The sequence below is a fragment of the Kribbella capetownensis genome (assembly GCF_004331485.1).
GTDB lineage: Bacteria > Actinomycetota > Actinomycetes > Propionibacteriales > Kribbellaceae > Kribbella > Kribbella capetownensis.
On record NZ_SJKD01000018.1, the window covers coordinates 1 to 26286 of the forward strand.

23 protein-coding genes and 1 pseudogene are annotated in these 26286 nt (G+C 69.1%); 19 read left to right on the forward strand and 5 right to left on the reverse strand.

The genetic code is table 11. The annotated features are described in order from the left end of the window. Positions 1 to 275: 275 nt before the first annotated feature. The 3 genes from E0H75_RS41695 to E0H75_RS41705 all read left to right on the forward strand — a co-directional run bounded on the left by E0H75_RS41695 (position 276) and on the right by E0H75_RS41705 (position 3760). Positions 276 to 1580: a hypothetical protein gene (locus E0H75_RS41695; protein ID WP_131519268.1), complete on the forward strand. Its 1305-nt coding sequence runs from the start codon at positions 276 to 278 to the stop codon at positions 1578 to 1580. Further along, the gene (locus E0H75_RS41700) at positions 1577 to 2464 is read left to right on the forward strand and encodes a hypothetical protein (RefSeq protein WP_238163586.1); all 888 of its coding nucleotides are present in this window, start codon (positions 1577 to 1579) and stop codon (positions 2462 to 2464) included. Before E0H75_RS41695 ends, E0H75_RS41700 begins: the two co-directional genes overlap by 4 nt. Before the next feature lie 450 nt (positions 2465 to 2914). After that, on the forward strand, positions 2915 to 3760 hold the full coding sequence (locus E0H75_RS41705) for a CHAD domain-containing protein (RefSeq protein WP_165554464.1): 846 nt from the start codon (positions 2915 to 2917) through the stop codon (positions 3758 to 3760). Positions 3761 to 3782: 22 nt separating this feature from the next. Here the strand turns inward: E0H75_RS41705 and E0H75_RS41710 are convergent, their stop codons facing one another. Further along, entirely contained in the window at positions 3783 to 4946 is a 1164-nt protein-coding gene (locus E0H75_RS41710) for a DUF1015 domain-containing protein (RefSeq protein WP_131519270.1), read from the reverse strand. Positions 4947 to 4970: 24 nt separating this feature from the next. On the opposite strand from E0H75_RS41710, the gene E0H75_RS41715 reads away from it, so the two are divergent. The 15 genes from E0H75_RS41715 to E0H75_RS41785 all read left to right on the forward strand — a co-directional run bounded on the left by E0H75_RS41715 (position 4971) and on the right by E0H75_RS41785 (position 22976). Then, positions 4971 to 6080, forward strand: a complete 1110-nt coding sequence (locus E0H75_RS41715) for an HAD-IIA family hydrolase (RefSeq protein ID WP_131519271.1) — start codon at positions 4971 to 4973, stop codon at positions 6078 to 6080. An 85-nt stretch (positions 6081 to 6165) separates the two neighbouring features. Continuing rightward, complete coding sequence (locus E0H75_RS41720) at positions 6166 to 6618, forward strand: polyhydroxyalkanoate synthesis protein PhaF (RefSeq protein WP_131519272.1); 453 nt, start codon at positions 6166 to 6168, stop codon at positions 6616 to 6618. A gap of 1 nt (position 6619) precedes the next feature. After that, positions 6620 to 7159 carry a hypothetical protein gene (locus E0H75_RS41725; protein ID WP_131519273.1) on the forward strand — a complete coding sequence of 180 codons (540 nt, stop codon included), beginning with the start codon at positions 6620 to 6622 and terminating at the stop codon, positions 7157 to 7159. 13 nt (positions 7160 to 7172) lie between these two features. Next, positions 7173 to 7988 carry a TlyA family RNA methyltransferase gene (locus E0H75_RS41730; protein WP_131519274.1) on the forward strand — a complete coding sequence of 272 codons (816 nt, stop codon included), beginning with the start codon at positions 7173 to 7175 and terminating at the stop codon, positions 7986 to 7988. A 10-nt stretch (positions 7989 to 7998) separates the two neighbouring features. Further along, on the forward strand, positions 7999 to 9003 hold the full coding sequence (locus E0H75_RS41735; protein WP_238163587.1) for an NAD kinase: 1005 nt from the start codon (positions 7999 to 8001) through the stop codon (positions 9001 to 9003). Continuing rightward, positions 9003 to 10736 carry a DNA repair protein RecN gene (gene recN, locus E0H75_RS41740; RefSeq protein ID WP_131519276.1) on the forward strand — a complete coding sequence of 578 codons (1734 nt, stop codon included), beginning with the start codon at positions 9003 to 9005 and terminating at the stop codon, positions 10734 to 10736. Before E0H75_RS41735 ends, recN begins: the two co-directional genes overlap by 1 nt. A 97-nt stretch (positions 10737 to 10833) precedes the next feature. Beyond that, a complete protein-coding gene (steA, locus tag E0H75_RS41745; RefSeq protein WP_131519277.1) occupies positions 10834 to 12015 on the forward strand; it encodes a putative cytokinetic ring protein SteA in 1182 nt (393 codons plus the stop codon). Further along, positions 12012 to 12959 carry a copper transporter gene (locus E0H75_RS41750; protein ID WP_131519278.1) on the forward strand — a complete coding sequence of 316 codons (948 nt, stop codon included), beginning with the start codon at positions 12012 to 12014 and terminating at the stop codon, positions 12957 to 12959. Before steA ends, E0H75_RS41750 begins: the two co-directional genes overlap by 4 nt. 1 nt (position 12960) lies before the next feature. Next, on the forward strand, positions 12961 to 13773 hold the full coding sequence (locus E0H75_RS41755; protein ID WP_131519279.1) for a hypothetical protein: 813 nt from the start codon (positions 12961 to 12963) through the stop codon (positions 13771 to 13773). Beyond that, on the forward strand, positions 13752 to 15350 hold the full coding sequence (gene murJ / locus E0H75_RS41760) for a murein biosynthesis integral membrane protein MurJ (RefSeq protein ID WP_238163588.1): 1599 nt from the start codon (positions 13752 to 13754) through the stop codon (positions 15348 to 15350). Before E0H75_RS41755 ends, murJ begins: the two co-directional genes overlap by 22 nt. Next, on the forward strand, positions 15347 to 16372 hold the full coding sequence (locus E0H75_RS41765) for a glycosyltransferase family 4 protein (protein WP_131519280.1): 1026 nt from the start codon (positions 15347 to 15349) through the stop codon (positions 16370 to 16372). The genes murJ and E0H75_RS41765 overlap by 4 nt, the downstream gene beginning before the upstream one ends. A 21-nt stretch (positions 16373 to 16393) precedes the next feature. Continuing rightward, complete coding sequence (locus E0H75_RS41770; RefSeq protein ID WP_131519281.1) at positions 16394 to 18118, forward strand: CTP synthase; 1725 nt, start codon at positions 16394 to 16396, stop codon at positions 18116 to 18118. Beyond that, positions 18115 to 18765 carry an NUDIX domain-containing protein gene (locus tag E0H75_RS41775; RefSeq protein WP_131519282.1) on the forward strand — a complete coding sequence of 217 codons (651 nt, stop codon included), beginning with the start codon at positions 18115 to 18117 and terminating at the stop codon, positions 18763 to 18765. The genes E0H75_RS41770 and E0H75_RS41775 overlap by 4 nt, the downstream gene beginning before the upstream one ends. A 168-nt stretch (positions 18766 to 18933) precedes the next feature. After that, complete coding sequence (locus E0H75_RS41780; protein WP_131519283.1) at positions 18934 to 22245, forward strand: GH92 family glycosyl hydrolase; 3312 nt, start codon at positions 18934 to 18936, stop codon at positions 22243 to 22245. Between the two features lie 11 nt (positions 22246 to 22256). After that, positions 22257 to 22976: a peptidylprolyl isomerase gene (locus tag E0H75_RS41785; RefSeq protein WP_131519284.1), complete on the forward strand. Its 720-nt coding sequence runs from the start codon at positions 22257 to 22259 to the stop codon at positions 22974 to 22976. Here the strand turns inward: E0H75_RS41785 and E0H75_RS41790 are convergent. From E0H75_RS41790 to E0H75_RS41805, 4 genes are all read right to left on the reverse strand, one after another. After that, positions 22969 to 23583 carry an HIT family protein gene (locus E0H75_RS41790; protein WP_131519285.1) on the reverse strand — a complete coding sequence of 205 codons (615 nt, stop codon included), beginning with the start codon at positions 23581 to 23583 and terminating at the stop codon, positions 22969 to 22971. The genes E0H75_RS41785 and E0H75_RS41790 overlap by 8 nt on opposite strands. A gap of 31 nt (positions 23584 to 23614) precedes the next feature. Then, positions 23615 to 24079: a MarR family winged helix-turn-helix transcriptional regulator gene (locus tag E0H75_RS41795; protein ID WP_131519286.1), complete on the reverse strand. Its 465-nt coding sequence runs from the start codon at positions 24077 to 24079 to the stop codon at positions 23615 to 23617. A 46-nt stretch (positions 24080 to 24125) separates the two neighbouring features. Further along, complete coding sequence (locus tag E0H75_RS44510) at positions 24126 to 24755, reverse strand: HAD hydrolase-like protein (protein WP_238163589.1); 630 nt, start codon at positions 24753 to 24755, stop codon at positions 24126 to 24128. 231 nt (positions 24756 to 24986) lie between these two features. Then, positions 24987 to 25643 carry a helix-turn-helix domain-containing protein gene (locus E0H75_RS41805; protein ID WP_131519288.1) on the reverse strand — a complete coding sequence of 219 codons (657 nt, stop codon included), beginning with the start codon at positions 25641 to 25643 and terminating at the stop codon, positions 24987 to 24989. Between the two features lie 68 nt (positions 25644 to 25711). Here E0H75_RS41805 and E0H75_RS45195 point away from each other — a divergent pair. Further along, positions 25712 to 26277: pseudogene (locus E0H75_RS45195) on the forward strand (RuBisCO large subunit C-terminal-like domain-containing protein). The last annotated feature ends 9 nt before the right edge of the window (positions 26278 to 26286 follow it).

The window sequence follows — 26286 nt, forward strand, 5'->3', positions numbered from 1 at the left end:
GGGAGGTCGTGGGAGAGTAGGACGCCGCCGGACATTCACACTGTTAAGGGCCACCCCACAAAGGGGTGGCCCTTAACATATGTCCGGACAACTTCGGCACGCGAGCCGCCTGCAGGGAAGCCCTCGATGGGGCTGATCGTTGTAGGTGGCGGTACGTTTGTCCGATTACTGCACTTCAGCATCGTTAGGAGTCACCGTGGCGACGCCACCTCGCAATCCTCACTCCGGTTCAGGGGACCGTCGCGGTTCCTCCGGAGGCAGCGGCCGTTCCGGCCGTGCCGGTGGTGGGCGTTCGGACTCCGGTTCCGGTCGTTCTGGGTTCGGTTCGGGCCGTTCCGGCTCTGGTGGCCCTCGCTCTTCGGGCGGCGGGCGCGCCGGCGGGACTGGCGGTTCCGGTAGCTCTGGTGGGTCGCGTTCCTCTGGTGGCTACCGGGGAGCCTCGAGTCGTGGTGACGGACCGCGGGCCGGTGGGCCGCGTGGCGGTTCGCGTTCTGGTGGGTCTTACCGGGACGGGGATCGTGATGACGCACGTTCCGAGAACCGGCGGGGTTTTGCCGGCGGACGTGGCGATGACAAGGGTGAGCGGGATCCGTTCGGTGGTCAGTTGTCCGGTCAGGGCGGCGGTGGACGCGGCTCCGGTCGAGACGACCGCTCTGGTGGCTACAACAGAGACGATCGAGGCGGTGCGGGCCGTAGTGCCGGCGGTGGCCGTGGTGGTCCCCGTCGAGACGACCGTAACGAGCGGTCCGGTGATCGTGGTGGCTACCGCCGCGACGACAGGTCAGGCTCCGGCGACCGCGGCGGCTATCGCCGCGACGACCGTGGTGGTGACGATCGCGGCGGCTACCGACGGGATGATCGTGCTGGCGGCGACCGTGGGGGCTACCGACGGGACGACCGCGCTGGGCGCGACGACCGTGGTGGCTTCCAGCGAGACGAGCGTTCCGGGTCAGGCGACCGCGGCGGCTATCGCCGTGACGACCGTTCCGGGGGCGGGGACCGCGGTGGGTATCGCGGGGATGACCGTTCAGGCGGCTCGGATCGTGGTGGTTACCGCCGTGATGAGCGTGGTGGCGGTCGGCGCGACGACCAGGGGTTCCGGCGTGATGAGCGTCCCGGCGGTGGCGATCGCGGTGGCTATCGCCGTGATGAGCGTGGCGGTGACGACCGCGGTGGCTACCGGAGGGACGACCGGTCCGGACGCGACGACCGTGGCGGTGCCCGGCGGGACGACCGTTCCGGCTCTGGCGACCGAGGTGGCTTCCGTGGAGCTGACCGGTCTTCGGCTGGCGACCGGGGCGGATTCCGGCGTGATGAGCGTGGAGGGTCGCGGTCTGACGACAGGTCTGGGCGGAGCGGTGCTCGTGGCGGCGCGCCGGCTCGTGGCGAGCGTGGCGCGTTTCGGCGAGATGAGCGTGGGGGTGACTCGCGCGGCCGCGGTGGTTCGCAGCGGGACGGGCGGGATGATCGCCGCGGCGGTTTCCGCAGGGACGACCGTGGAGAGGAGAAGGCCGGCCCGCGTCGGGACGACCCAGCGATTCCGGAAGGGATCACCGGAGCCGAGCTCGACCGCGGTGTGAAGGCGGAGCTGCGGTCGTTGCCGCGGAGCCTCGCCGACCTCGTCGCACAGCACCTGGTGGCGTCCGGGCGGCTCCTCGATGACGACCCCGAGCTCGCGTACAAGCACGCCCGTACCGCACGGCGGTTGGCCGCGCGGCTGGGCGGCGTACGGGAGGCTGTGGCAATCACGGCGTACCTGGCTGAGCACTACGACGAGGCGCTGACCGAGTTCCGGGCAGTACGGCGGATGACCGGGAACCACGAGGTTCTCGCGATGATGGCCGACTGCGAGCGGGCGCTCGGGCGGCCGGACAAGGCGCTCGCGCTGACGCGGGACAAGCACGTCCACGACGTCTCGGAGGCCACGCAGATGGAGCTGCTGATCGTGGCCGCCGGTGCGCGCCGCGACATGAAGCAACTCGCGGCCGCGATCCAGACCCTCGAGGTGCCGGAACTCACGAAGCGCACGCGCGCCGAGTGGTTGCCGCGACTGCGCTACGCGTACGCCGACGCCCTCGAAGCAGCCGGCCGCACCGAAGACGCCCTCGAGTGGTTCCACCGAGCCGCCGCAGCCGACGCCGACGGCTCCACCGGCGCCGCCGAACGAGCCGCCCAACTAGAAGGCCTAGAGTTCACCGACCTAGACGAAGAAGACGACGACTTCGAACAGCAGCCCGCTGACTCCGACCAATCAGCCGAACCCGAGCCCACAGACGAACCGGAGCTCACGGACGAAGCCGACCTGACCGACGAATCCGAGCTCATGGACGAATCCGAGCCGGAGCTGGCGGACGAAGCTGGCGCTGCCGACGAGGCCGAGCTCGTGGACGACAAGCCCGTCGACGAGGCGGAGCTGGCAGACGAGCCGGCCGACACCGAAACACCCGACAAGCCGGAGAACTAACCGCGTAGCCGCCGACCGGCGCCCACGCGGTGGTGGGGGAGCGGCACGGCAGGCGCTGGAATGTGGCGCGGCCGCGCTACACGCGTTCGAGCGGTGGTAGGGCCAACACGGCTGCGAGACAGCCCGGCGGCTGGCCGGCGGTGATGAAGGCGTACACGGCGCGCGCTGGATCGTGATGTGCTGCACGCGTTTGCGGGGTGGGTCGGGAGCGGCACGGCGCCTTGATAGCGCTGCGCCTGGCCGGGCGGTGGTGAAGGCGCGCTGGACGGGAGCGTGGCGTGCTGCCCGTTTGGGTCGTGGTGGGAGCGGCACGGCCGCGAGCAGGGTGGTTGGGGTGAGGCGGGTGTTGGGGGTTGAGGGGGAAGACGTGGGGGTGGGGAGGTTCTCCTTGTTGGTGGGGGTCGGGAGAATGGGGTAATGGGTGACAACTTGGGTGGTTGGGGTGGGGGCTTGAGTGCTGAGGCTCCGGTGGGGGTGTTGGTGGGGAATGCGCTCACCAAGGGGGCTGCGCGGTTGCAGGGGGCGGTTTTGATGGTGGAGAAGGGCGAGGATGACGCCATCCATCAGGTGCGGGTCTCGTGCCGGCGGTTGCGCAGTGATCTGAAGCTGTTCCGGAAGTTGCTGGCGGGGGACTGGTCGACGAAGCTGCGGAGCGACCTGTCTGCGTTGGCTAACGCGTGTGGGGAGGCGCGCGATCTCGAGGTGATCGCGGCGCTGGTTCGTGAGACCGCGAACAGCGAGGACGACGAGGAGCACGTCGAGACGATCCTGACGACGCTGACTCTGGGGCTGGATCGGGCTGCCAAGCGGTCGGCTGAGGTGGTGACTGGTGAGAGTACGGCGGAACTGTTGCAGACCCTCGAGGTGGTCGCGGCCGCTCCCGAACTGAAGCCGGAGGCGAGCAAGCCCTGCGGCGAGGTCCTACCGGAGCTGCTGGCCGCGGCCAACGAGACGTTCACTCAGGAAGCCGACAAGCTGAAGCCATGGACGGTTGACGACGACTGGCATGAGGTACGTCTGTTGGCCAAGAGAGTCCGGTACGCCGCTGACACCAGTGCAGCTGTGCTGGGGGATGAGGCGAAGGCGACCGCGGCCCAGGCTGCGAAGTACCAGGAGTTGCTGGGCCAGCACCAGGACCACTGTGCCGCCGCAGACGCTCTGACCGCGATGGCAGCGGATGCGGCTGCCCAGGACGACCCAGAGCTCTCGTTCACCCTCGGCCGACTCACAGAGCGCCAACGCGCCGCCCGCAAACCCCTGCGCGAAGAGTTCCTGAGCCTCTACCACCGGCCCTAGCCCCTCAGGCGGCGCTAGGCGGTTACAGCGTGCGGAACAGGAGGCCGACGCGTGGCTTGGGGCCGAATGAGGTTGCTTTTTGGGGCATGACGACGCCTTGCGCGGCGGAGCGTAGTACCTGGTCCATTCGGGGCGCTGTGAGCTCTACAGCCGCCTGGTGAGGGCCAGCGAGCGCCAGAGCGTCGGCAAGGGCGTGGTGGAAGGTGATGTCTTCCTCGATGACGCCCCACGCCGGCAGCAGCTCTCCGTGCAGCATCGAGACTGTCGGAGCCTCCTGCCCAGCCGTCGACCGTACTGTCACCCAGCTGGACCCGTCCGTCACCGCGATCCGGTCTGGCACACCCTCCACACGTCCAGGCAGCACCTGCCAGCCGGCCGGCGTACGCGAGCCGACCGTGGCCAGGTCCAGCCCCGGTATGACGCGGTGGATCGGGTCCAACGTGAGCGGGTGCCGGCTGTGGTCGACGAGCATGGCCAGACCGACCGACGTCCCCTGCCGGCCAGGCTCACGCTTCTGCCGTTCCAGGTACGCCGCATAGCGGTGGTGGCCGTCGGCAATGAGCGCCTCGTGCTTCGACAGTTCGTCGGAGATGGTTGCCAGCACAGCTGGGTCCTCGATGCGCCAGATGCGGTGCAGGGCGGTGCCGTTCTGCGTCTCCGCCTCGACCCACGGCTCTCCGGCCCGTGCCGCGTCGACAGCGTCGCTGGCCGCGCCTCCGTCGGCGTACGCGAGCAGGATGGGCTCCAGGTCGGCGTCCGTCGCCTCCATCAGCTTGAGGCGGTCGTCGACCCAGTGCGGCATCACATCCTCATGGGGTAGCACCACTCGGCGGGCCGGATCCAGGCTGAGGGACCCGACCAGGCCGCAGAGCACGGCACTGCCGAGTTGCTGCTCGTACACGTAGAGCGCGGGCCGCGGGTCCTGCACAACCACGCCGGCATCTTGCCAACCGGCCAGCCGTCGTGCGGGCTCGTCGTACCGGCCGGAACCGAGCTCCGGATCGCGTGGAAGGATGAGCCTCACCATGTTGTGCAGATCAGAGTCAGTCAGCCGCCGGACGATGGCGGGTTCGAGTACGTCGTACGGCGGCGAGGTGACCGCGCCGAGCGCACTCACCTTCCCGGCCACGAACCGCCACGCCCGCAGTGGGTCGAGTCGCAGCACGCTCCTCCTCGAATCCGGCATGGGCGGCATCGTACGGCGGGAAGCATGAGCGCGGAACGAAATGCACCCGCGCCGCTGTCGGCGTGTGACGAACCGCTCGCCAGCCGGTACGACGTGGCGCTGCTCGACCTGGACGGTGTCGTGTACGTCGGGCCGGACCCGGTGCCGGACGCGCCCGAGAACCTGCGCAAGGCCTCCAAGGAGGGCATGCGGATCGGGTACATCACCAACAACGCGAGCCGGCCGGCGCGGGTCGTTGCCGAGCACCTCGCATCGTTCGGCCTGGAGGTGATCGCGGACGACGTCGTCACGTCCGCGCAGGCGGCGGCGAAGCTGGTCGCGAACGACTTCCCGCAGGGATCGCCCGTCCTCGTGGTCGGCGGAGAAGGGCTGTACTCCGCGCTGGAGGAGTACGGGATGAACCCGGTCCGGAGCAGCGACTCGCACCCGGTGGCCGTCGTCCAAGGGTTCCACCCGGAGGTGAACTGGGTGATGCTCGCGGACGGCGCGCACGCGATCAACGAGGGCGCGAAGTGGTACGCGACCAACCTCGACCTGACCATCCCGACCGCGGCCGGGATGGCGCCGGGCAACGGCACGCTGGTGCAGGCGATCCGGGCCGCCGTCGGCGTGGACCCGATCGTGGCCGGCAAGCCGGAGCCGCCGCTGCTGGAGACGAGCATCGAGCGGCTCGAGGCGAAGCGGCCGTTGATGATCGGGGACCGGCTGGACTCGGATATCGCGGGCGCGCACGCGGTCGGCATCGCGAGCCTGTGGGTTGCGACCGGTGTGAATGACCCGCACGACTTGGCTCGCGCGCCGAAGAACCAGCGTCCGACGTACATCGCGCCCGACCTGAGTGCGTTGGCGGAGAAGCAGCCGGGCGTGACGATCGAGGGTGGCAAGCACACCTGTGAGGGCTGGACCGCCGAGGTTGTGAACAACGCCGTGTCGGTGAAGGGCGAGGGGGCGCCGTACGACGGCCTGCGGGCGATCCTGTCCGCGGTGTGGGCTGCGGTCGACGCGCCGCCGAAGCCGGCCGCCAAGACGGCCAAGGCTGCCGGCCGCAGTCGCCGGCCGCTGCCCAAGCCCGCCCCGACCCCCGACTCGATCGCCATCGACGCCGCGCTCCACCGCGTGGGCCTGGAATCCTGAGGCGCTAAACCGCTCAAGGGCGGTGGCTGGGTGGTGTTCGGGTGGGGAGGCGATACCGTTGCTGGGACGAAGCGAGGAGGCAGTCATGGTTCTGGACGCACTGCGCGGCTACGTACAACTGGCGAGCGGACTGACCGAGGTCACCAGGCAGAGAGCCCAGGCGGCGGCGAAGGCGCTGTTGCAGCAGACCGGCGCGGACACGCTGACGACCGGGCTGACCAGCAAGGTGAGCGAGCTGACCGACGAGATCGTTGCCACCAGCAAGAGCAACCGTCAGCTGCTGCAGGCGATCGTGTCGAACGAGGTCGAGGGCGCGGTGGCGCGGCTCGGGTTCGTCCGCTCGGAGGAGGTCGCAGGGCTGACCCGCCGGGTGCAGAGGCTGGAGCAGGAGCTCGCCGAGGAGCGTGCAGCCCACCCGGCCGCCGATGTCGACGCACACGCACCGAAGCATCCGGCCAAGAAGGCCGCGGCGAAGAAGGCTGCGAAGAAGGCTGCCGCGAAGAAGGCGGCGGCCAAGAAGACGGCGAAGAAGGCGTGACGTGACCGAGCATCCTGGCGAGCAGTTCCCGCCGGACGTCGACCCCGACGTCGAGCCCGGGTTCGAGCCCAGCCCGGCCGAGGAGGCGCCGGCCGCCCCCGATTACGACGCCGAGCCCGGCTCACAAAGCTTCGAGTCCGGCGAGGGATCCGGCGACGAGTACGCCGAGGCGCCAGGCGAACCGACTGGCGACGAGCCGGCGCATGTGGATCCGGCCGAGGTGGAGTTCGGGCCCGAGTTCGCGCGTGAGCCTGGGCAGGAGTACGAGCACCCCTACGAAGCCGAATCCGCCGAACCCGAGCACCAAACCGGACCCGAGCACCAAGCCGAGCCCGAAGACCAAGCCGAACCCGAGCACCAGGCCGAGGCTGAGGAGCACGAAGGTGAGGCGGGGCATCCGTTGGTGGACGAGGTGATGGGCCGGTTGGACGAGTTGCGCGAGCGGCCCGTGGACGAACATGCCGACGTGTACGCCGACCTGCACGAGCGACTGCAGACTGCCTTGGTGGAAGCGGATGCCGAGCACGGCGACCGTGGCTGACCGGAAGGTCTGAGTGGCCAAAGGAGTCAAGCGATCCCGGCTGGACGCCGAGCTGGTACGGCGCGGCCTGGCGCGGTCCCGGGAGCACGCGAGTGAGCTGATCGCGGCCGGCAGGGTGAAGGTGTCCGGCACCGTCGCCTCCAAGCCCGCGACCGGTGTCGGTGCCGACGCGCCGATCGTCGTCGACACCTCGGAGACCGACGACCCCGGGTACGCGAGCCGTGGCGCACACAAACTGGTCGGCGCACTGGAGGCCTTCAGCGCCGTTCAGGTGAAGGGCCGCCGGTGTCTCGACGCGGGCGCGTCCACCGGCGGATTCACCGACGTACTGCTGCGCAACGAGGCGGCGCACGTGATCGCCGTCGATGTCGGGTACGGCCAACTGGTGTGGTCGTTGCAGACCGACGAGCGGGTCACGGTGATGGACCGGACCAACGTCCGCACGCTCACCCTCGACGATATCGGTGGTGAACCGGTTGATCTCGTCGTCAGCGACCTCAGCTTCATCTCGCTCACGCTCGTCCTGCCCGCGCTGATCGGGGTGGTGACGCCGGACGGCGACCTGATGCTGATGGTGAAGCCGCAGTTCGAGGTCGGCAAGGAGCGGCTCGGCAAGGGCGGCGTGGTCCGGGACCCGGAGTTGCGCGCGGACGCGGTCCGGGGCGTCGCGGCGAAGGCCGCCGAACTCGGCTGGGGTATTCAGGCAGTGGCCGCCAGCCCGTTGCCTGGTCCGTCAGGAAATGTCGAATACTTCCTGTGGATACGCCGGAATGCACCGCCTCTCGATGAGACGATGCTCCAGACCGCCATCGAGCGCGGTCCGCAGTGAAGGAGGCAGGGTGGTAGAGCACGAGCCGCGGCGCGTGCTGGTGGTGACGCACACCGGCCGGGAACAGGCGGTCGAGGTGGCCCGGGCGGCGCACCGGCTGCTGACCGGCGCCGGTCTGCAGGTCCGCCTGCTCGGCGACGAGGCCGAGGCGCTGAAGCTCGAGCCGGCCGAGGTGGTCGACGACCACGAGAAGGCTGCGCTCGACGTCGAGCTGATCATGGTGCTCGGCGGCGACGGCTCGATCCTGCGCGGTGCCGAGCTGGCCCGCCCGCACGGTACGCCGGTGCTCGGCGTGAACCTGGGCCATGTCGGGTTCCTGGCCGAGGCCGAGGTGGACGACCTGGAGCGGATCGTCCAGGTGGTGGTCGACCGCAGCTACACGGTCGAGGAGCGGATGACGCTGGCCGTCGAGGTGCGGCTGGCCGGCGAGCTGATCTTCGACACCTGGGCGCTGAACGAGGCGAGTATCGAGAAGGCGGCCCGCGAGAAGATGCTCGAGGTGCTGGTGGAGGTGGACGACCGCCCGCTGTCGCGGTGGGGTTGCGACGGCGTCGTGGTGGCGACACCCACCGGCAGTACGGCGTACGCGTTCTCCGCCGGCGGTCCGATCGTCTGGCCTGAGGTCGAGGCGATCCTGATGGTGCCGCTGAGCGCGCACGCACTGTTCTCCCGGCCGATCGTGGTGGCGCCGACATCTCGCCTGTCGATCGAGCTGGTCCCGTCCTGGCACGGTCGCGGCGTGCTGTGGTGCGACGGCCGCCGGATGGTCGAGGTGCCACCGGGCGCCGAGATCGAGGTCCGGCGCGGCAAGACCCCGGTCCGGCTGGCCCGGGCGCACGAGGCGCCGTTCACCGACCGGCTGGTGGCGAAGTTCGACCTCCCGGTGCTCGGCTGGCGCGGCGCCGCCGAGCGCAAACGCAACGGCAACACCAACACCAGCGGCAACACCAACGACAGCACCATCAGCAACAGCAGCGACAACGGCAACGGCAGCAACAGCCAACAGGAGACCTGATGCTCTCTGAGATCCGCATCACCGGGCTGGGCGTGATCGAGGACGCCACGCTGGACCTCGATCCGGGCTTCACCGCGGTGACCGGCGAGACCGGTGCCGGCAAGACGATGGTCGTGACCGGCGTGAACATGCTGCTCGGCGGCCGAGCGGACAGCGGCCTGGTGCGGCACGGGACCCGTCGCGCACGGGTCGAGGGCCGGGCCAGTGCTGTGCCGAAGTCGATTGTCCAGCAGGCCGAGGACCGCGGCGGCGAGCTGGATGACGACGAGTTGCTGATCGCTCGCGAGCTGTCCGCCGAGGGCCGCTCCCGTGCGTTCCTCGGTGGTGCCTCCGTACCGGTGTCCGTGCTGGGCGAGGTGTCCGGTGACCTGGTCGCGATCCACGGCCAGGCGGACCAATGGCGGCTGCTGCAGCCTGCACGGCAGCGTGAGACCCTGGACACCTTCGCCGGCAAGCCGTTGCTCGTGCCCCTGCAGGAGTACGTCGCTGCCTACAAACGCCACCGTCAGGTCGAGGCGGAGCTGACCGAGCTGACCACACGCCAGCGTGATCGCCTGGCCGAGGCGGACCTGCTGCGCTTCGGTCTCGACGAGGTCGCCAAGGCCGAGCCGCTGCCGGGCGAGGACACCGAGCTCGCCGCCGAGGAGGACCGTCTGGCGTACGCCGATGGCCTGCGTACGGCGGCCACCACGGCAGCCGATGCACTCGCCTCCGAAGCGGACCAGGACTCCACCCGGCCGAACGACGTACTCGGGCTGCTGGCCCTCACCAAGCAGGTGCTGGACGCGGAACGCGAGCACGACCAGAAGCTCGCGGATCTCGCGGACCGGGCCGGTGAGCTCGGTTACCTGGCAGCCGATCTGGCCGGCGAGCTCTCGTCGTACGCCGCCGATGTGGACACCGATCCGGCACGGCTGGCGGTGGTGAGCGAGCGGCGGGCGTTGCTGACGAGTCTGGTCCGCAAGTACGGCGCTGAGCAGGGCACTGTGGACGAAGTGCTCGAGTGGACCAAGCGATCCGCATCCAGGTTGGCCGAGCTGGACGGCAGCGACGAGCGCGTCGAGCTTCTGACCGGCGAGCTGTCCGAGCTGGACGCCAAACTCGCGGAGCTCGGCCGGCAAATGCGGGAAGCCCGGATCGAGGCGGCCGAGCGGCTGGGTGTCGCAGTGTCCGAGGAGCTGACCGGACTGGCGATGCCGCACGCGAAGCTCTCGGTCGAGGTGCACGAGACCACGGCCGGGCCGTTCGGCATCGACGAGGTCGAGTTCTGCTTCGCGGCGAACCCGGGCAGCCCGGCCCGCCCGCTGCAGAAGGCCGCGTCCGGTGGTGAGTTGTCCCGCGTGATGCTCGCGCTCGAGGTGATCCTGTCCGACACCCATCCGGTGCCGACGCTGGTGTTCGACGAGATCGACGCGGGCATCGGTGGCCGGGCCGCGGTCGAGGTCGGCAAGCGGCTGGCCCGGCTGGCGGAGAAGGCGCAGGTGATCGTGGTAACACACCTGCCGCAGGTGGCCGCGTTCGCGGACCGTCACGCTGTGGTGCTGAAGAGCGACGACGGCTCGGTCACCACGAGTGGTCTGGTCGCGCTGGACGAGGACGCGCGGCTGAAGGAACTCTCCCGGATGATGGCCGGCCTGGAGAATTCCGACGCCGCGCAAGCGCACGCCGAAGAATTGCTCGCGCTCGCCGCCGAACGGCACAAACCGCGCAAGAAGAATCGTTCCAAAGGATGATTTGACGCACAGTCACCGTTAATTCAGTGCGTGAAGGGGGCCCCGCCCGGGTAAATGGCCTGGGTAGGGGCTCTTGACATGGCAGGATGAGAGCGCGATGAAACTGCCCAGCCTGCGGAGAGCACGACCCACTGAACTGCCCGGTATCGCCGGTGTGGTCCGGCTCGATCGCCGTACCAAGAATCTCACCAAACGGCTCAAGCCGGGCGAGATCGCCGTCATCGACCATGTCGATCTGGACCGGGTCAGCGCCGAGGCGCTGGTCGACTGCCGGGTCGCCGCCGTCGTGAACGTCGCCGACTCGATCAGCGGCCGCTACCCGAACCTCGGTCCGGAGATCCTCGTCGAGGCCGGCATCCCGCTGGTGGACGGGGTCGGCCGCGAGGTGTTCTCTGTCCTGCACGAGGGCGAGCGGGTCCGGCTGAACGAGGGCTGCCTGTACCGCGCCGAGGAAGTCGTCGCGAAGGGTGTCACGCAGGACAGCCAGTCGGTCGCGGAGCTGATGGACGACGCCCGGTCGGGCCTGTCGACCCAGCTGGAGGCGTTCACTGCCAACACCCTGGAGTACCTGCGCCGCGAGCGCGATCTGCTCCTCGACGGCGTCGGCGTACCCGAGATCCACACGCCGATGGACGGCCGGCACGTGCTGATCGTGGTCCGCGGGTACGACTACCGCGAGGACCTGGTCGCGCTGCGGCCGTACATCCGCGAGTACCGGCCAGTCCTGATCGGCGTCGACGGCGGCGCCGACGCTCTGGTCGAGAACGGCTACGTCCCGGACTTGATCGTCGGCGACATGGACTCGGTCAAGGACGAAACGCTGAAGAGCGGCGCCGAGGTCGTCGTGCACGCGTACCGCGACGGCCGGGCACCCGGTTCGGAGCGGCTCGAGCGGCTCGGCGTCGACTCGATCGAGTTCCCGGCCACCGGCACCAGCGAGGACGTCGCGATGCTGCTGGCCGATTCCAAGGGTGCGTCGCTGATCGTCGCGGTCGGCACCCACAACTCCCTGGTGGAGTTCCTCGACAAGGGCCGCTCCGGCATGGCGAGCACCTTCATCACCCGGTTGCGGGTGGGTGCCAAGCTGGTGGATGCCAAGGGCGTCGGCCGGCTGTACCGCAGCCGGGTCTCGACGCTGCAGGTGGTCGCGCTGGCTGTGGCCGGCCTGTTCGCGCTGGGCATGGCGTTGGTCGCCATCGGCGCCGACGACGTGCTGTGGTCGATCCTGCGGGCGCGCTGGAGCGACTTCGTCTACTGGATCCGGGAGCTGTTCACGTGATCGACTTTCGCTACCACATCGTCTCGATCGTGGCGATCTTCTTCGCCCTGGGCGCCGGTGTGGTGCTGGGTGCCGGACCGCTGAAGGGCACCGGCAGCGAGCTCGTCCAGAGCCAGGCCGAGAAGGACCGCCAGCAGCTCGCCGACGCGCGGGCCGAGCTGGTCCAGGTGAAGGCGCTGGACAAGTACCGCGACGACTACGTCGCCAAGGTCACCGCCGGGCTCACCGACGGCAAGCTGGACGGCAAGCGGATCGTGGTCGTCACCATGCCGGGCGCCGACGGCGACCTGACCAACGGGCTGCAGGACGAGCTGGAGCAGGCCGGCGGCCAGGTGACCACCCGGGTCGCGCTGGACGCCAAGCTGTTCGACCCCGGTCAGCGTCAGCTGGTCGAGCCGCTCGTCACCGATCTGGTGACCGCGGACAACCCGTTCCCGCCGGACAGTACGACGTACGAGCGGGCCGGGCTGATCCTGGCGCGTGGTGTCGCGGCGAAGGAAGAGGGCATGCCCGCCGACGCCGACTCCACCAAGATCATCAGCGGCCTGACCGGCGCCAAGCTGTTGTCGCTGAAGCCGGCGCAGATCAAGGACCGGGCCAGCCTGATCGTCGTGGTCGCCGCGAAGCCGCCGACCCCGGCCCCGGACAACTCGTCGTACAGCGATGCCGTCGACTTCATCACCGGCCTCGACCAGGCCAGTGGCGGGGTCGTGGTGGCCGGTACGCCGGAGACCGCGCAGAACGGTGGCCTGCTCAAGGCCTTGCGGAGTGACTCCGAGGCCACCAAGATCGTTTCCTCCGTGGACGTGGCCGACATCCCCTCCGGGCGGATGACTGTCGTCTTCGCGCTGGCCGAGCAGGCGACCGGGAAGGCAGGGCAGTACGGCGCCATGGACGCCAAGAACGGCGTAGCGCCGCCGGCCGTACAGACGAAGGACAACTGACGTGGGAATTCTGAGCGCTGCCGTCGCGGCAGCCGCCACCGCTGCGCTCGAGCGTGCCGCGGAGAAACTGCCCAAGGAGAACCGGGAGCCGTTCGAGCGGACCAACCACCGGGGCGAATCGGTCACGCTGCTGGAGGGCCCGATCGCGGTCCTCGGCGCGTTGGCCGGCGTAGCCGCGGCTGGGAAGACGCCAGGCAAGGTGAAGGCCGCCGCGATCCTCGCGGGATCGGTCTCCGGCGCGGTCGGTGCGTACGACGACCTGCGCGGGACCACGCAGGCCAAGGGCTTCCGAGGCCACCTCAGCGCGTTGAAGCGCGGTGAGGTGACCAGCGGCGCGGTCAAGATCCTCGGCGTCGGTGCGGCCGGTCTGGCCGCCGCCGCATTGCTGCCGCGGAAGTCGACCGGGGTGAAGGCGCTGGCCGGTGTTGTTGCCGACGGCGCCTTGATCGCGGGTACGGCGAACCTGACGAACCTGCTCGACCTACGGCCCGGCCGCGCGCTGAAGGCCGTCGCCGCGGTGAACGCTCCGCTGGCGGCCGTGAACGGACCGGCCGGCGCAGTCGTCGGTGCGGCCGTGGTCTCGGCGCCTTCCGACCTGGGTGAGCGCTCGATGCTCGGCGACTGCGGTGCGAACGGCCTGGGCGCGATCACCGGGACGGCGCTCGCCGCGTCGTTGCCGCGGCCGTTGAAGACGCTCGCGCTGGCTGCGGTCGTCGCCCTGAACCTGGCCAGCGAGAAGGTCAGCTTCACCAAGGTCATCGCGGAGAACCCGGTGCTGGACAAGATCGACCAGTGGGGCCGACGACCCAGGTGAGCACGGGCGGTCGGGTCGCCCGCGCCGCACTGCTGATCGCCGCGGTGACCGTGCTGGCGCGGGTAGTGGGATTCGGCCGCTGGCTGGTGTTCTCGAAGACTGTCGGTGCGGGCTGCCTGGCCGAGGCCTATGCGACCGCCAACCAGCTTCCGAACATCCTCTTCGAGGTCGTCGCCGGTGGAGCTCTGGCCGGTGCGGTGATCCCGGTGCTGGCCGGCCCGGTCACGCGCGGCGATCGTGTCGCACAGGGCCGGATCATCGGTGCGCTGCTGTCCTGGTCCCTTCTGCTGCTGGCGCCGTTCGCTGTGCTGTCGTGGGTGCTGGCGTCCACCTACACCGACGCGATGCTGGACCCGGGCACGGACTGTGGCGGCTCGACCGCGACAGCGACCCGCATGCTGGTGATCTTCGTGCCGCAGGTGTTCGGCTACGCGATCGCCGTGATCGCGACCGCGGTTCTCCAATCCCACAAGCGTTTCGCGGCCGCCGCGTTGGCGCCGCTGATCTCGAGCCTCGTGGTCGTTGCCACCTACCTCCTGTTCGCGGCCGCGGCTCCCGACGCGGACGCGGCCTCCACTGATGCCACCAATCTGCTGGCGTGGGGGACTACGGCCGGTGTGGCCGCGCTCGCCCTCACCGTGCTGATCCCGATGCTCTGGATGCGCCTGCCGATCAAGCTGACACTCTGGCTGGATCCTGGCGTCGGTCCGGTGCTGCGGAGGCTCGCGCTCGCCGGTCTCGCCGTACTGATCGCGCAGCAACTCACGTTCGTCGTCACCACCTATCTGGCCAACCACAGAGGCGTTGCGGGCAGCATCGCCGTCTACTCGTGGGCGAACGCGATCTACCTGCTGCCGTACGCCGTACTGGCAGTCCCGATCACCACAGCGGTGTTCCCACGACTCGCTGCGGCCTTCGACGCGGGGGAGCGGTTCGAGACGTACGCCGCGGCGTCGACCCGGGCAGTCATGCTTGCCGGTGGAGCCGGAGCCGCCTTGCTCGTCGGTACGGCGATCCCGGTCGCGCGGATCTTCGCGTACGACGACGGTGCGGTGCAGGAGTCGAGAGCGGCCTCGCTGGCCAACGCGTTGTTCGCTTTTGCGCCCGCTGCCATCGGATTCGCAGTCCTCATGCATGTCGGCCGGATCCTCTACGCGCGGCACTCCGGTCGTGAGGTCGCGGTGGTGACTTCTGCCGCGTGGGTGCTCGTGGCCTTGTCCGGTGTGGTGCTGACGGCGTCCTGGGATGCCGTGCCTGCCTTGGCGGCTGCCATGTCGATCGGAATGGTGGCCGGAGCGATCGTGCTGCTGGTCGTCCTGCGCCGGGAGGCTGGCGCTGATGTGCTCGCCGGATTGACGCGTGCCACGCTGGCAGCGCTGATCGGTGCTGTGCTTGCCGGTGCTGCGGGCTGGGCCGTGTCGTTGCCGTCCGGAGACGCCGGAGTGGGGAAGGCAGTCGTGTTCGCGATCCTCTCCGGCCTGGCCGTCGTCATCGTGTACGCCGCGGTCGCGGTGGTCCTGGATCGCGCAGGCACCCGCGCACTGCTCCGTCGGAATCTCGTAGAGGAGACGCAATGAGGATCGGCCTGCTGCTCGCGGAGTCGCGGGGTGGCATCGGGCAGCACGTCGCCTCACTCGTACCGCGGTTCGTGGCGGCTGGCCACGAGGTGGTGGTCTGTGCACCGCCTGGTACCGCGGAGCACTTCGACTTCGGCGCTGCCACGGTCGTGACCCAGGCGCCCGCACTCCGCGGGTCCGATGTGATCCACGCGCACGGCTACCGCGCCGGGATGGCTGCGCTGCGGGACCGCTCCCGGCTGCGGCCGCTGGTGGTCACCTGGCACAACGCGGTGATCGCACCCGGACCGCGTGGACTGGTCATGCGGCTGGGCCAGCGGCTCGTGGCCAAGGGCGCGGACCTGACTCTAGGAGCCTCTACCGACCTGGTGGACCTGGCGAAGAGCCTGGGCGCTCGCCAGGCTCGGCTGGCGCCCGTCGCGGCTCCAGCGATCCCAGAGGTCCGTACGCCGGCCGCCGACGTACGTCAGGCACTCGGACTCGGTGACCAGCCTCTCGTGGTCACTGTGGGTCGCCTGGCGCCGCAGAAGGACTATCCGACTCTGCTCACCGTGGCTGCCCGGGTGCACGAGTCCACTCCGGATGCCGTGTTCGTGGTTGTGGGCGACGGACCGCTGCGTGACAACCTGCAGGCGCGGATCGACGCTGAGCGACTGCCGGTGCGGCTGCTGGGACACCGGTCCGACGTGGCTGACCTCCTCGGCGCGGCCGACGTCTTCCTGCTCACCTCCCACTGGGAGGCCCGTGCTCTGGTCCTCCAGGAGGCGATGCAGGTGGGCGTACCGGTGGTGGCTACGGCGGTGGGCGGCGTACCCGAGCTGGTCGGCGACAGCGCCGTACTGGCGTTCACCGGGGATGCGGACGGGCTGGCCGACGGGGTCCGGGCGGTGCTGGCGGAGCCCGACACGGCGAACGCTATGCGGACGCGGGGCCGGGAGTTGGCCGCCAGATGGCCGGACGAGGACGCCGTGGCGAAGAATCTGCTCGACATCTATGCGGGTCTCGTTTCGACCAGCCCTTGACAGCAGGTAGGCTGAAGGCCCGTGGACAGGGCTTCGAACTCCCAGCAGACCAAGCACGTTTTCGTCACCGGTGGTGTGGCGTCCAGCCTCGGCAAGGGGCTGACAGCGTCAAGCCTCGGCAGTCTGCTGACGGCACGGGGCATCCGGGTCACCATGCAGAAGCTGGATCCGTATCTCAACGTGGATCCCGGCACCATGAACCCGTTCCAGCACGGCGAGGTGTTCGTCACCAACGACGGCGCCGAGACCGACCTGGACATCGGGCACTACGAGCGATTCCTCGACCGCGACCTGTCCCAGGTCGCCAACGTCACGACCGGCCAGGTCTACTCCAGCGTGATCGCCAAGGAGCGCCGCGGTGAGTACCTCGGCGACACCGTGCAGGTCATCCCGCACATCACCAACGAGATCAAGGAACGGATGCTGGCGATGGCCGGCGCCGATGTCGACGTCGTCCTGCACGAGATCGGCGGCACCGTCGGCGATATCGAGTCGCTGCCGTTCCTGGAGGCGGCCCGGCAGGTCCGCCACGACGTCGGCCGGGACAACGTCTTCTTCCTGCACATCTCCCTGATCCCGTACCTGGCGCCCAGCGGTGAGCTGAAGACCAAGCCCACCCAGCACTCGGTCGCCGCGCTGCGCTCGATCGGTATCGCCCCGGACGCGGTCGTCTGCCGCGCCGACCGGCCGATCCCGGACGGCGTGAAGCGGAAGATCTCGCTGATGTGCGACGTCGACCAGGAGGCCGTGGTCGCGGCCGTCGACTCGCCGAGCATCTACGACATCCCCAAGGTCCTGCACACCGAGGGTCTCGACGCGTACGTCGTACGCCGGCTGAACCTGCCGTTCCGCGATGTCGACTGGACCCGCTGGGACGAGTTGCTGCGGGTCGTGCACCACCCGAAGGACGACGTCACGGTCGCGCTCGTCGGCAAGTACATCGACCTGCCGGACGCGTACCTCTCGGTCGCGGAGGCGCTGCGGGCCGGCGGCTTCGACAACGACGCGCGGGTGAACCTGCGCTGGATCGCCTCCGACGAGTGCGCCACCCCCGAGGCGGCCGCGCGGTTGCTCGGTGACGTCGACGCGGTCTGCATTCCGGGTGGCTTCGGCGTCCGCGGTATCGAGGGCAAGATCGGCGCGATCCGGTACGCCCGTGAGCAGGGCATCCCGATCCTCGGCCTGTGCCTCGGCCTGCAGTGCATGGTGATCGAGGTGGCCCGCGATCTGGCCGGCTTGGTAGAGGCGAACTCCAGCGAGTTCGACCCGGATGCCGAGCAGCCGGTGATCGCGACGATGGAGGAGCAGAAGCACATCGTCTCCGGCTCCGGCGACCTCGGTGGCACCATGCGGCTCGGCCTCTACCCGGCGAACCTGGCCGACGGCTCGATCGTCCGCGACCTGTACGGCGCTCCGTCGGTGCAGGAGCGGCACCGGCACCGGTACGAGGTGAACAACGCGTACCGGGACAAGCTGGAGACTGCCGGCCTGGTGTTCAGCGGACTGTCGCCGGACAACGAGCTGGTCGAGTTCATCGAGCTGGACCGGTCGCAGCATCCGTACTTCGTCGCCACCCAGGCTCACCCCGAGCTGCGGTCCCGGCCGACCAAGCCGCACCCGCTGTTCTCCGGCCTGGTCGCCGCGGCGCTCGTCCGCCAGCGCGAGTCCCGACTGCCCGTCGAGGAGCCCGCTGTCGCCAAGAAGCCCACGGCCAAGGCCAAGCCCGAAGCGGTCAAGGCTCGATGAAGGAGCACCCCGAGCTGCGGTTCGGCGGCGGGCTGGAGGACGTCCCCGAGCGGTGGCCGGTCTCCTCGTCCGAGGTGGTGCACCAGACCGGCCGGGTGATCTCGGTACGGCGGGACACCGTGCAGCCGGTCGGACGCGACTCGTTCGTCCGTGATGTGGTCGTCCACCCCGGCGCCGTCGGGGTGGTGGCCCTGGACGGTACCAACCGGATGCTGCTGGTCCGCCAGTACCGTCACCCGGTCGGCTACCGGCTGCTCGAGCCGCCTGCGGGGCTGCTCGACGTACAAGGTGAGCAGTACCGGCTCGGTGCGGAGCGGGAGCTGTGGGAGGAGACCGGCACGAAGGCCGCCGACTGGCGGGTGCTCGTCGACGCGTTCACCTCACCCGGCCTCACCGACGAAGCAGTCCGCATCTTCCTGGCCCGCGACCTGTCCGAGGCCCCCGACGCCTTCGAACGCCGCCACGAGGAGGCGGACATGGAGACCGTCTGGGCCCCCTTGGTCGACGTCGTTGGCGCCGCCCTGGCCGGCCACCTCCACAACCCCATCCTCGTGATGGGCTCCCTAGCCGCCTGGACCGCCCTCAACGGCCCCGGCCTCGACTCCCTTCGCCCCGCCGACACCCCCTGGCCGCCCAAGGACCGGTAGGCCCGCTGGCGGGTTGTTTGACGGATGCCGGGACATCTTCCGGTCAGGCGTGACATAACCCGCTAGCGACCCCCTGGTTCCGGAACCTGCCGGGGGTTGACCGGCGGGAGCGGCCGGGGTATTTGTTGCTGACAACGATGTCACCTCCTCCGCCCAAGGGGTCCGCCCATGCGTCGTTCTGTCCTGTCTGTGTTCGTTACCGGTGTCCTGGTCGTCGGGGTTGCTCCAGCCGCCCAGGCGATGCCTTCACCGCCGCCTGATCCCACCACGCTCCGAGTCCCGGAGGAGGTCGGGAGTAGCCGGATCGCGGTGGTGTCGGGGGATCCGGTTGAGCATGTGGATCCTTTGATCGGTACGTCGAATCTTGGGGATGTGTTCCCGGGAGCGGTGACGCCGTTCGGGATGTTCTCGTTCAGCCCGGAGACGAGTCGGGGCAATGCGTATCGCACGGCCGCGCCCGGTGGATATCTGTACTCCGCCACCACGATCCGCGGGTTCAGCCTCACGCACATGAGTGGCACCGGCTGCGCCGGCGGATCGGGCGACATCCCGATCTTCCCGTACGTCGGTGACGTGACCAGCTCGCCGCAGTCCGACGCGAAGGACGCGATCTACGCCAGTACGTTCGACCACGCCAACGAGGTCGCCAAGCCGGGCTACTACAAGGTGGGCCTCGACTCGGGCGCGACCGCCGAGTTGAGCGCGACCACGCGCACCGGCTCGGCCGCGTTCACGTTCCCCGCGGACACGGCGAAGACGCTGCTGTTCCGTACGTCGAACTCCGAGGTCGGCTCCAGCGACGCGGACATCAGCATCGACCCGGCCAGGCGAACAGTCTCCGGATCGGTGACCAGCGGCAACTTCTGCGGCTATCTCGCCAGTGTCGGCCGCCGCAGCTACTACACCCTGCACTTCGTCGCCGAGTTCGACCAGCCCTTCAAGAACCAGGGCACCTGGACCGACACCACCGTCACCCCAGGCAGCACCAGCGCCTACGGCGGTACGTCGTACGGCGTCGACGGCTGGATGCCGCCGGACAAGGGCTCCGGCGGGTACGTCGGGTTCGACAGCAGCAAGGTGACGATGCGCATCGGCATCTCCTACGTGAGCACAGCGAACGCGCTGGCAAACCTGCGAGCCGAGAACCCACGCGGTACGTCGGTCTCGGCGACGGCCGCCAAGGCCAAGCAGGCGTGGCGGAAGCAACTCAGCCGGATCGAGATCACCGGCGGGACCGCGGACCAGCGCACCACCTTCTACACCGCGCTCTACCACGCCCTGCTGCACCCGAATGTGTTCAGCGACGTCAACGGCCAGTACTGGGGGTTCGACCAGAAGCCGCATCGCCTCGCCCACGGCCAGCAGGCGCAGTACGCGACCTTCTCCGGCTGGGACGTCTACCGCTCCCAGTTGCAACTGCTCACGTTGCTCGAGCCACGCAAGGCCGGCGACATCGCGCAGTCCTTGCTCAACCAGGCGTCGCAGAACGGTGGGATCTGGGATCGCTGGACGCACGCGTCCGGGAGTACGTCGGTCATGACCGGCGACCCGTCCGCTCCCGCGGTCGCAGGGATCTACGCCTTCGGTGGCACGAACTTCGACGCCCGGGCGGCGCTCAAGTCTTTGGTGAAGGCAGCGACCGTCCCGACCGAGAAGGACCTGAGTTCGGCCGGCAAGCCGGTGATGTCGATCGGGCAGCGGCCGTCGCTCGACAAGTACCTCGCGCTGCACTACGTCCCGACCAAGTCGAACGCGTGGGGCGGTGCGGTCGAGACGCTCGAGGACGTCACCGCCGACTTCGCCCTGGCCCAACTGGCTCAGCGCACCGGCGACAAGGCGACGTACCAGCGCTTCCTGGACAGGTCGCAGTACTGGCAGAACGTGTTCAACCCGGAGAACGGCGGCTACATCCAGAACCGGGACGAGAACGGCGCATGGCCCGCGTTCACGCCGTCGACGGGTGATGGGTTCGCCGAGGGGAGCAGTGCGCAGTACACCTGGATGATCCCGCACAACCGGGCTGGGCTGGTTGACGCGATAGGTGGCGTGGACAAGACCAACCAGCGGCTGGATGCGTTCTTCAAGAACCCGGACGGCACGTGGGCGCTGACCGGCGCGGGCGAGTTGCACGCCGAGATGGACAACGAGCCGTCGATCAACACGCCGTGGATCTACAACTACACCGGCAAGCCGTACCAGACGCAAGAAACGTTGCGCCAGGCAATGAACCAGCTGTGGAACACCAGCACGGGTGGCATCCCCGGCAACGACGACCTCGGCGCGATGTCGTCCTGGTACGTGTGGACCGCGCTCGGCCTCTACCCCGACGTACCGAGCCGCGCGGAACTGCAGGTCGCGGCGCCACTGTTCCCGCGCGCTGTCGTCCACCGCGACGGCGGCCGAACGATCCGCATCAACGCTCCCGGCGCGGACGCGCACTACGTGCAGTCCCTGAAGGTGAACGGACGTACGACGACCAAGCCGTGGCTGCCCGAGTCGTTCGTGCAACGCGGAGGCACCCTCGACTTCCAGGTAGGCAACACCCCCAATACGAGCTGGGGTGCAAGCGCGGCAGACGCACCGCCATCGTGGCGGACCGGTGAGATCCCGTTCCAGACCTCAACCGACACGAGCCGAGTGGTCGTTGCCCCCGGCACCACCAGCGCACCGATCGCGCTGAAGGCACACCGGCTCAGTGGGACGGCGCAGGACGTCACCTACACAGTCACAACCCCCACCGGGCTCACTGCCTCGCCAGCCAGCGGCACTTTCCACGTGGACCAGGACGGCAGCGCACCCGTGATGATCACGGCGGCCGCCGGCACACCCAACGGCCGCTATCCGGTGACCGTGTCGATGAAGGCAGCCGATGACACGCCACTTCCGCAGGTCGGCTTCACCGTGGTCGTCGGCCAACCCAACTCGTTCTTCGTACTGCGCGAGGGTGTCGCCATCTCCGACGACACTGGCGACCACACCGAGGCCGACTTCGATGGTGGGGGCGTGAGCTATTCGCGACAGGCGCTGGCTGCGGCCGGGCTGGTGCCCGGCGGTGCGACCACTGTGCAGGGCTTGAGCTTCACCTGGCCCGACGTACCGACCGGAGATCCGGACAACGTCCCGGCCGACGGGCAACTACTCAACCTGGACGTCCCGGCCGGTACCACGAAGCTGTCGTTCGTCGGCAGCGCGGTCAACGGCAACCAGGAGGGCACCGCGACGCTGAACTACTCCGATGGCACCACCAGCCAGCTCGACCTGTCCTTCAGCGACTGGACCCTCGGCGGGGGTGGCGACACGGTCCACTTCGGCAACGTGATCGTCGCGACCACGCCGTACCGCAACGAGGCCGGCGGGGGCCGGGACAACGTCAGCACGCACATCTTCGCGACCGCGCCTGTGACCTTGACGAAGGTCCCGGTCAGCATCACGCTTCCGGAGAACCGCGACCTGCGGATCTTCACACTGGCCACCGCCTGAGGGGATTGACCATGAGACTCGCGAGTGTGATCGCCTGCGCAACGCTGACCGTCACGTCCTTGCTCGTCGCCACGGGTCCAGCGAGCGCGGCACCACCGAGCACGAATGGCCCTTGCGGCTACACGAGTACGCCGGACGACCCGCCCGCGCGGCCTGTCTCGCTGCCGCCGGACCCGAAGCACACGCCGGACAAAGGCATCGTGAAGGTCGTGGTCGCGACCAACCAGGGTCCGATGCTGCTGTCGCTGGATCGTGCCAAGGCACCATGCACCGTGCAGAGCTTCCTGCACCTGGCCAAGAGCCGGTTCTACGACTTCACCACGTGCCACCGCCTCACGCTGTACCCGACTCTCCAGGTCCTGCAGTGCGGTGACCCGAGCGGCACCGGCGAAGGCGGACCCGGCTACTCCTACAAGGACGAGTTGCCGACCGATCTGCCGAACTGGCCGACCGACCCGACCGGGACCAGCAAGGTCTACGCGCGCGGGACCGTTGCGATGGCCAACGCCGGTCCGGACACGAACGGCAGCCAGTTCTTCCTCGTGTTCGCGGACTCGCGACTGCGCCCCGACTACACCGTCTTCGGGTCCGTGGACCGGCTCGGCCTGAAGGTCCTGGACCGCGTCGCGGCCGGTGGCGTCGTACCGACACCGGACGACCCGGCACCGGTCGACGGCACCCCACAGCGCAAGACCGACATCCTCATCGCCCGGTCGCTCGGCGTCAGGTAGTCAGCTCCAGGCCGATGCCCATGGCTTCGCCGCCGTCCTCCACCAGGGCGGCGGCGACCAGCCGCGCGTTGGCCTCGAGTTCCTCGGCGGGGATCTTCGGCAGCATGTCGTCCCAGGCCGCGATCATCGCCCCGCGCAGCTGCATCATCCCGAGCGGCCGCGCCAGGAACCACAGATGGAAATGCTCGCTCCCGTCACCCCACCGGCTGAAGTGGGTCCGCCCCACGCCGTCGATCCGCCGGATCGCGTTCGCCACCCGCTGGATCACCGGCCCCAGTGTCGCGGTCAGCTCGGGTGGCATGTCGTCCAGCCGGTAGTGCTCCGCCGGCTCCAGTATCGCGACGAACGGCAGCCCACCCGGCTCGAAGGTCTTCAGCTGCCACTGCTCGTCCCGCCAGATCGCGAACCGGTCCGGATCCGAACACTTCGGACACGGCTCGCCGCCCTCCTCACCCCGCCTCGGCGGTTCCGGCAACACCGGATCGGCCAGCGGGACGACCTGGAGATCTCCCTCGAACGGAAAGAACGGCCCACCCAGCAAGGGGTCGGCCGACAGGCGTTCGCCGTACGGAAGCCGGCGGTGGTACTCGGACGGAAGCTCGGTCATTCCCGCATTCTGCCCGACCGGCCGGGCCGGGTCAGCTGGGTTCCTTCGCGGCGGCGATGACCCGGGTCAGGCGTTCGTGGAGTTGCATCAGCTCGTCGACGTCCATGCCCAGGCGGTCGACGATTGCCGGCGGCACCTTCAGGGCCTCCTTGCGGAGTGCCCGTCCCTTCTCCGTCAGGGAGACAGCGAGTGAACGCTCGTCCCGGCTGTCGCGATCGCGGCGCAGCAGGCCCGCGCTCTCGAGACGCTTCAGCAGCGGGGACAGCGTCGCCGGCTCGAGCTGCAGCATCCCGGACAGGTCCTTGACCGAGACCGGCTCGAACTCCCAGAGCGCCAGCATGACGAGGTACTGCGGGTGCGTCAGCCCCATCGGCTCGAGGACGGGCCGGTAGAGGGCAATGACGCTGCGGGCGGCGATCGCCAGGGCGAAGCAGACCTGGTGCTCGAGTGCCAGTGGGTTCTCGAGGTCGGTCTGTCTCGTCTGTCGTTCGGCCACACCGTGAGTGTACCAATCTTGCGTACGCTAACGGTTAGCGCACTAACTAAAGAGGAGTAAGGCCCGAGAGCATGTGCTGGTCGATGGCGACTGGCTCGAGAAGCAGCTGGACGACCCCGCGGTGGTGGTCTTCGAGGTGGACGAGAACGCCAGCGCGCACGCAGCCCGGCACATCCCGGGTGCCCTCGCACTCGACTGGCGGACCGATCTGCAGGATTGCCCGAAGCAGCCGGTGCCGCGCGACGGGACGTCGTACCGACAACACGCCGTCGGATGACAGTTCGACGGCGTCGTCGGGTCCGGGTCGCTGGCACAAGCCCGGCTGGAGAAGACCTGAGAGGTCGAAGCCGAAGTACGTCGGTCGCGCGTCGTCCTCGGCGAACACCAGGTCGCGCAGGGTGCTGGCGCCGCCCAGTACGAGCATCGAGTCCACGCCGGCCGCACTGGCGCCGGCGATGTCGGTGTCCAGGCGATCGCCGACCATGATGGTTTCGGAGCGCTCGGATCCGAGCCGGGAACGGGCGAGGTCGAACAGCGCCGTACCGGGCTTGCCCGTCACGGTCGCCTTGAGGTTCGTGGCGACACGGTGCACGGCCGGCTCGGCGTACCGGTGGTGGCGACCGACGACGAGCTGATAGTCGGCGACCGGCGGATCCTGGTCCTGCGGGCGAACCACCCGGGGACCTGCCGTGGTCGTCGCTCGGGGTCGACGTGATCGGCGACCCGCGGTCGTGTCCCTGCAAGACATCGAGTCGCACGGCGACGCTGTCCGCGTGTTCGGCTGGTACGACAACGAGTGGGACTACGCCAACCGGCTGCTCGACCTGGTCGAGATGGTGACGCTGCGCACCAATGTCAGGCGTCCCGTGGCCGACCTGTGGACGCCCGCTCCGCTCTGGTGCGGCGATCAGTTCCGGCGTTCGGGGAGCGACACCCACACTGCCTTGGTGGCGCGTCCCGACGGGGTGCGCCAGGAGTGGCTCTCCTCGGAGCGGAAGTGCAGCGAGTCTCCGGCGGTGAGGCGGTAGGTCTGAGCTCCCACCGTCAGCTCCAGCGAACCCGACTGCACATGTACCAGGGTCTCGCCCGCCGAGCGCCGTTCGTCCTCGGCCGACTGTGCGCCCGCTGCGATCTCGATGACACTCGCCGTCAGGTCGAACGGCCCGGAGTCCGCGGAGATCGATCCGAGCACCACATCCCCATCGTGTGAGGTGTGGATCCGGCGCTGGTCCTTGGGGGTGAACGTCACCGGCGTGGCCGGAGCGTCGGTCTCGTCGATGAAGTGCGCGACCGGCACCTGGAACGCCGCCGCCAGCTTGAGCAGTGTGGTGATGGTCGGAACCATCGTGCCCTGCTCCACCTTGTGAATCGCGGCCGGCGACACGTCGGAGCGCTCGGCCAGTTGCTGCAGCGACAGGCCGAGTCGCGCGCGCAAAGCACGCAGCCTCGGACCGATGCCGGAGACGACCTCGGAGACGGCCGACTCCGGCAGCGGGGCCCCGGTGGGGCGCTCGGCCGGCTCGTCGTCGCGGATCCGTGCGGACCGCTGCGATGGAGGTGTCACTGGTCGCTCCTTCGTCGTCTGCCCCGGCGTTTAGTAGACGCAGTCTATCCGATGGTTGACGCCTGCCTGTGTCTCTCATAGTATTTCATATATCCGATAAGAGATTCGGGGTCATTCCACTGCTGAACAAGTACCGGCGTCCGTTGCTCGGGGCAACCATCAAGCCGAAGCTCGGGCTGTCCGCCCGCAACTACGGCCGGGTCGTCTACGAGGCCTGCCGCGGCGGCCTCGACCTGACCATCGGCTACACCGTAATGCAGTCGATAGCGCACTGGGCGCGACAGAACGGCGTACTGCTGCACCTGCACCGGGCCGGGCACTCGACGTACACCCGGCAGAAGACGCCGTGAGCTTCCGGGTGATCTCGAAGTGGTGCCGGCTGATGGGAGTCGACCACGTCCACGCCGGGACTGTTGTCGGCAAGCTCGAGGGCGACCCGGCCACGACCCGCGGCCGGGTCGCGCTCGAAGCCGTCGTCAAGGCCCGCAACGAAGGCCGTGACCTGCTCCGCGAAGGACCCGACGTACTGGGAGCACCGAGTCTCCGGGTCCGTTCACAAGCGCACAAGGCTGATCTTCGGCTCACCCCCGCATTCACCCATCGGGCGAAAGGGAGGCGGGGAGAACGCTTGTAGATGTAGGTG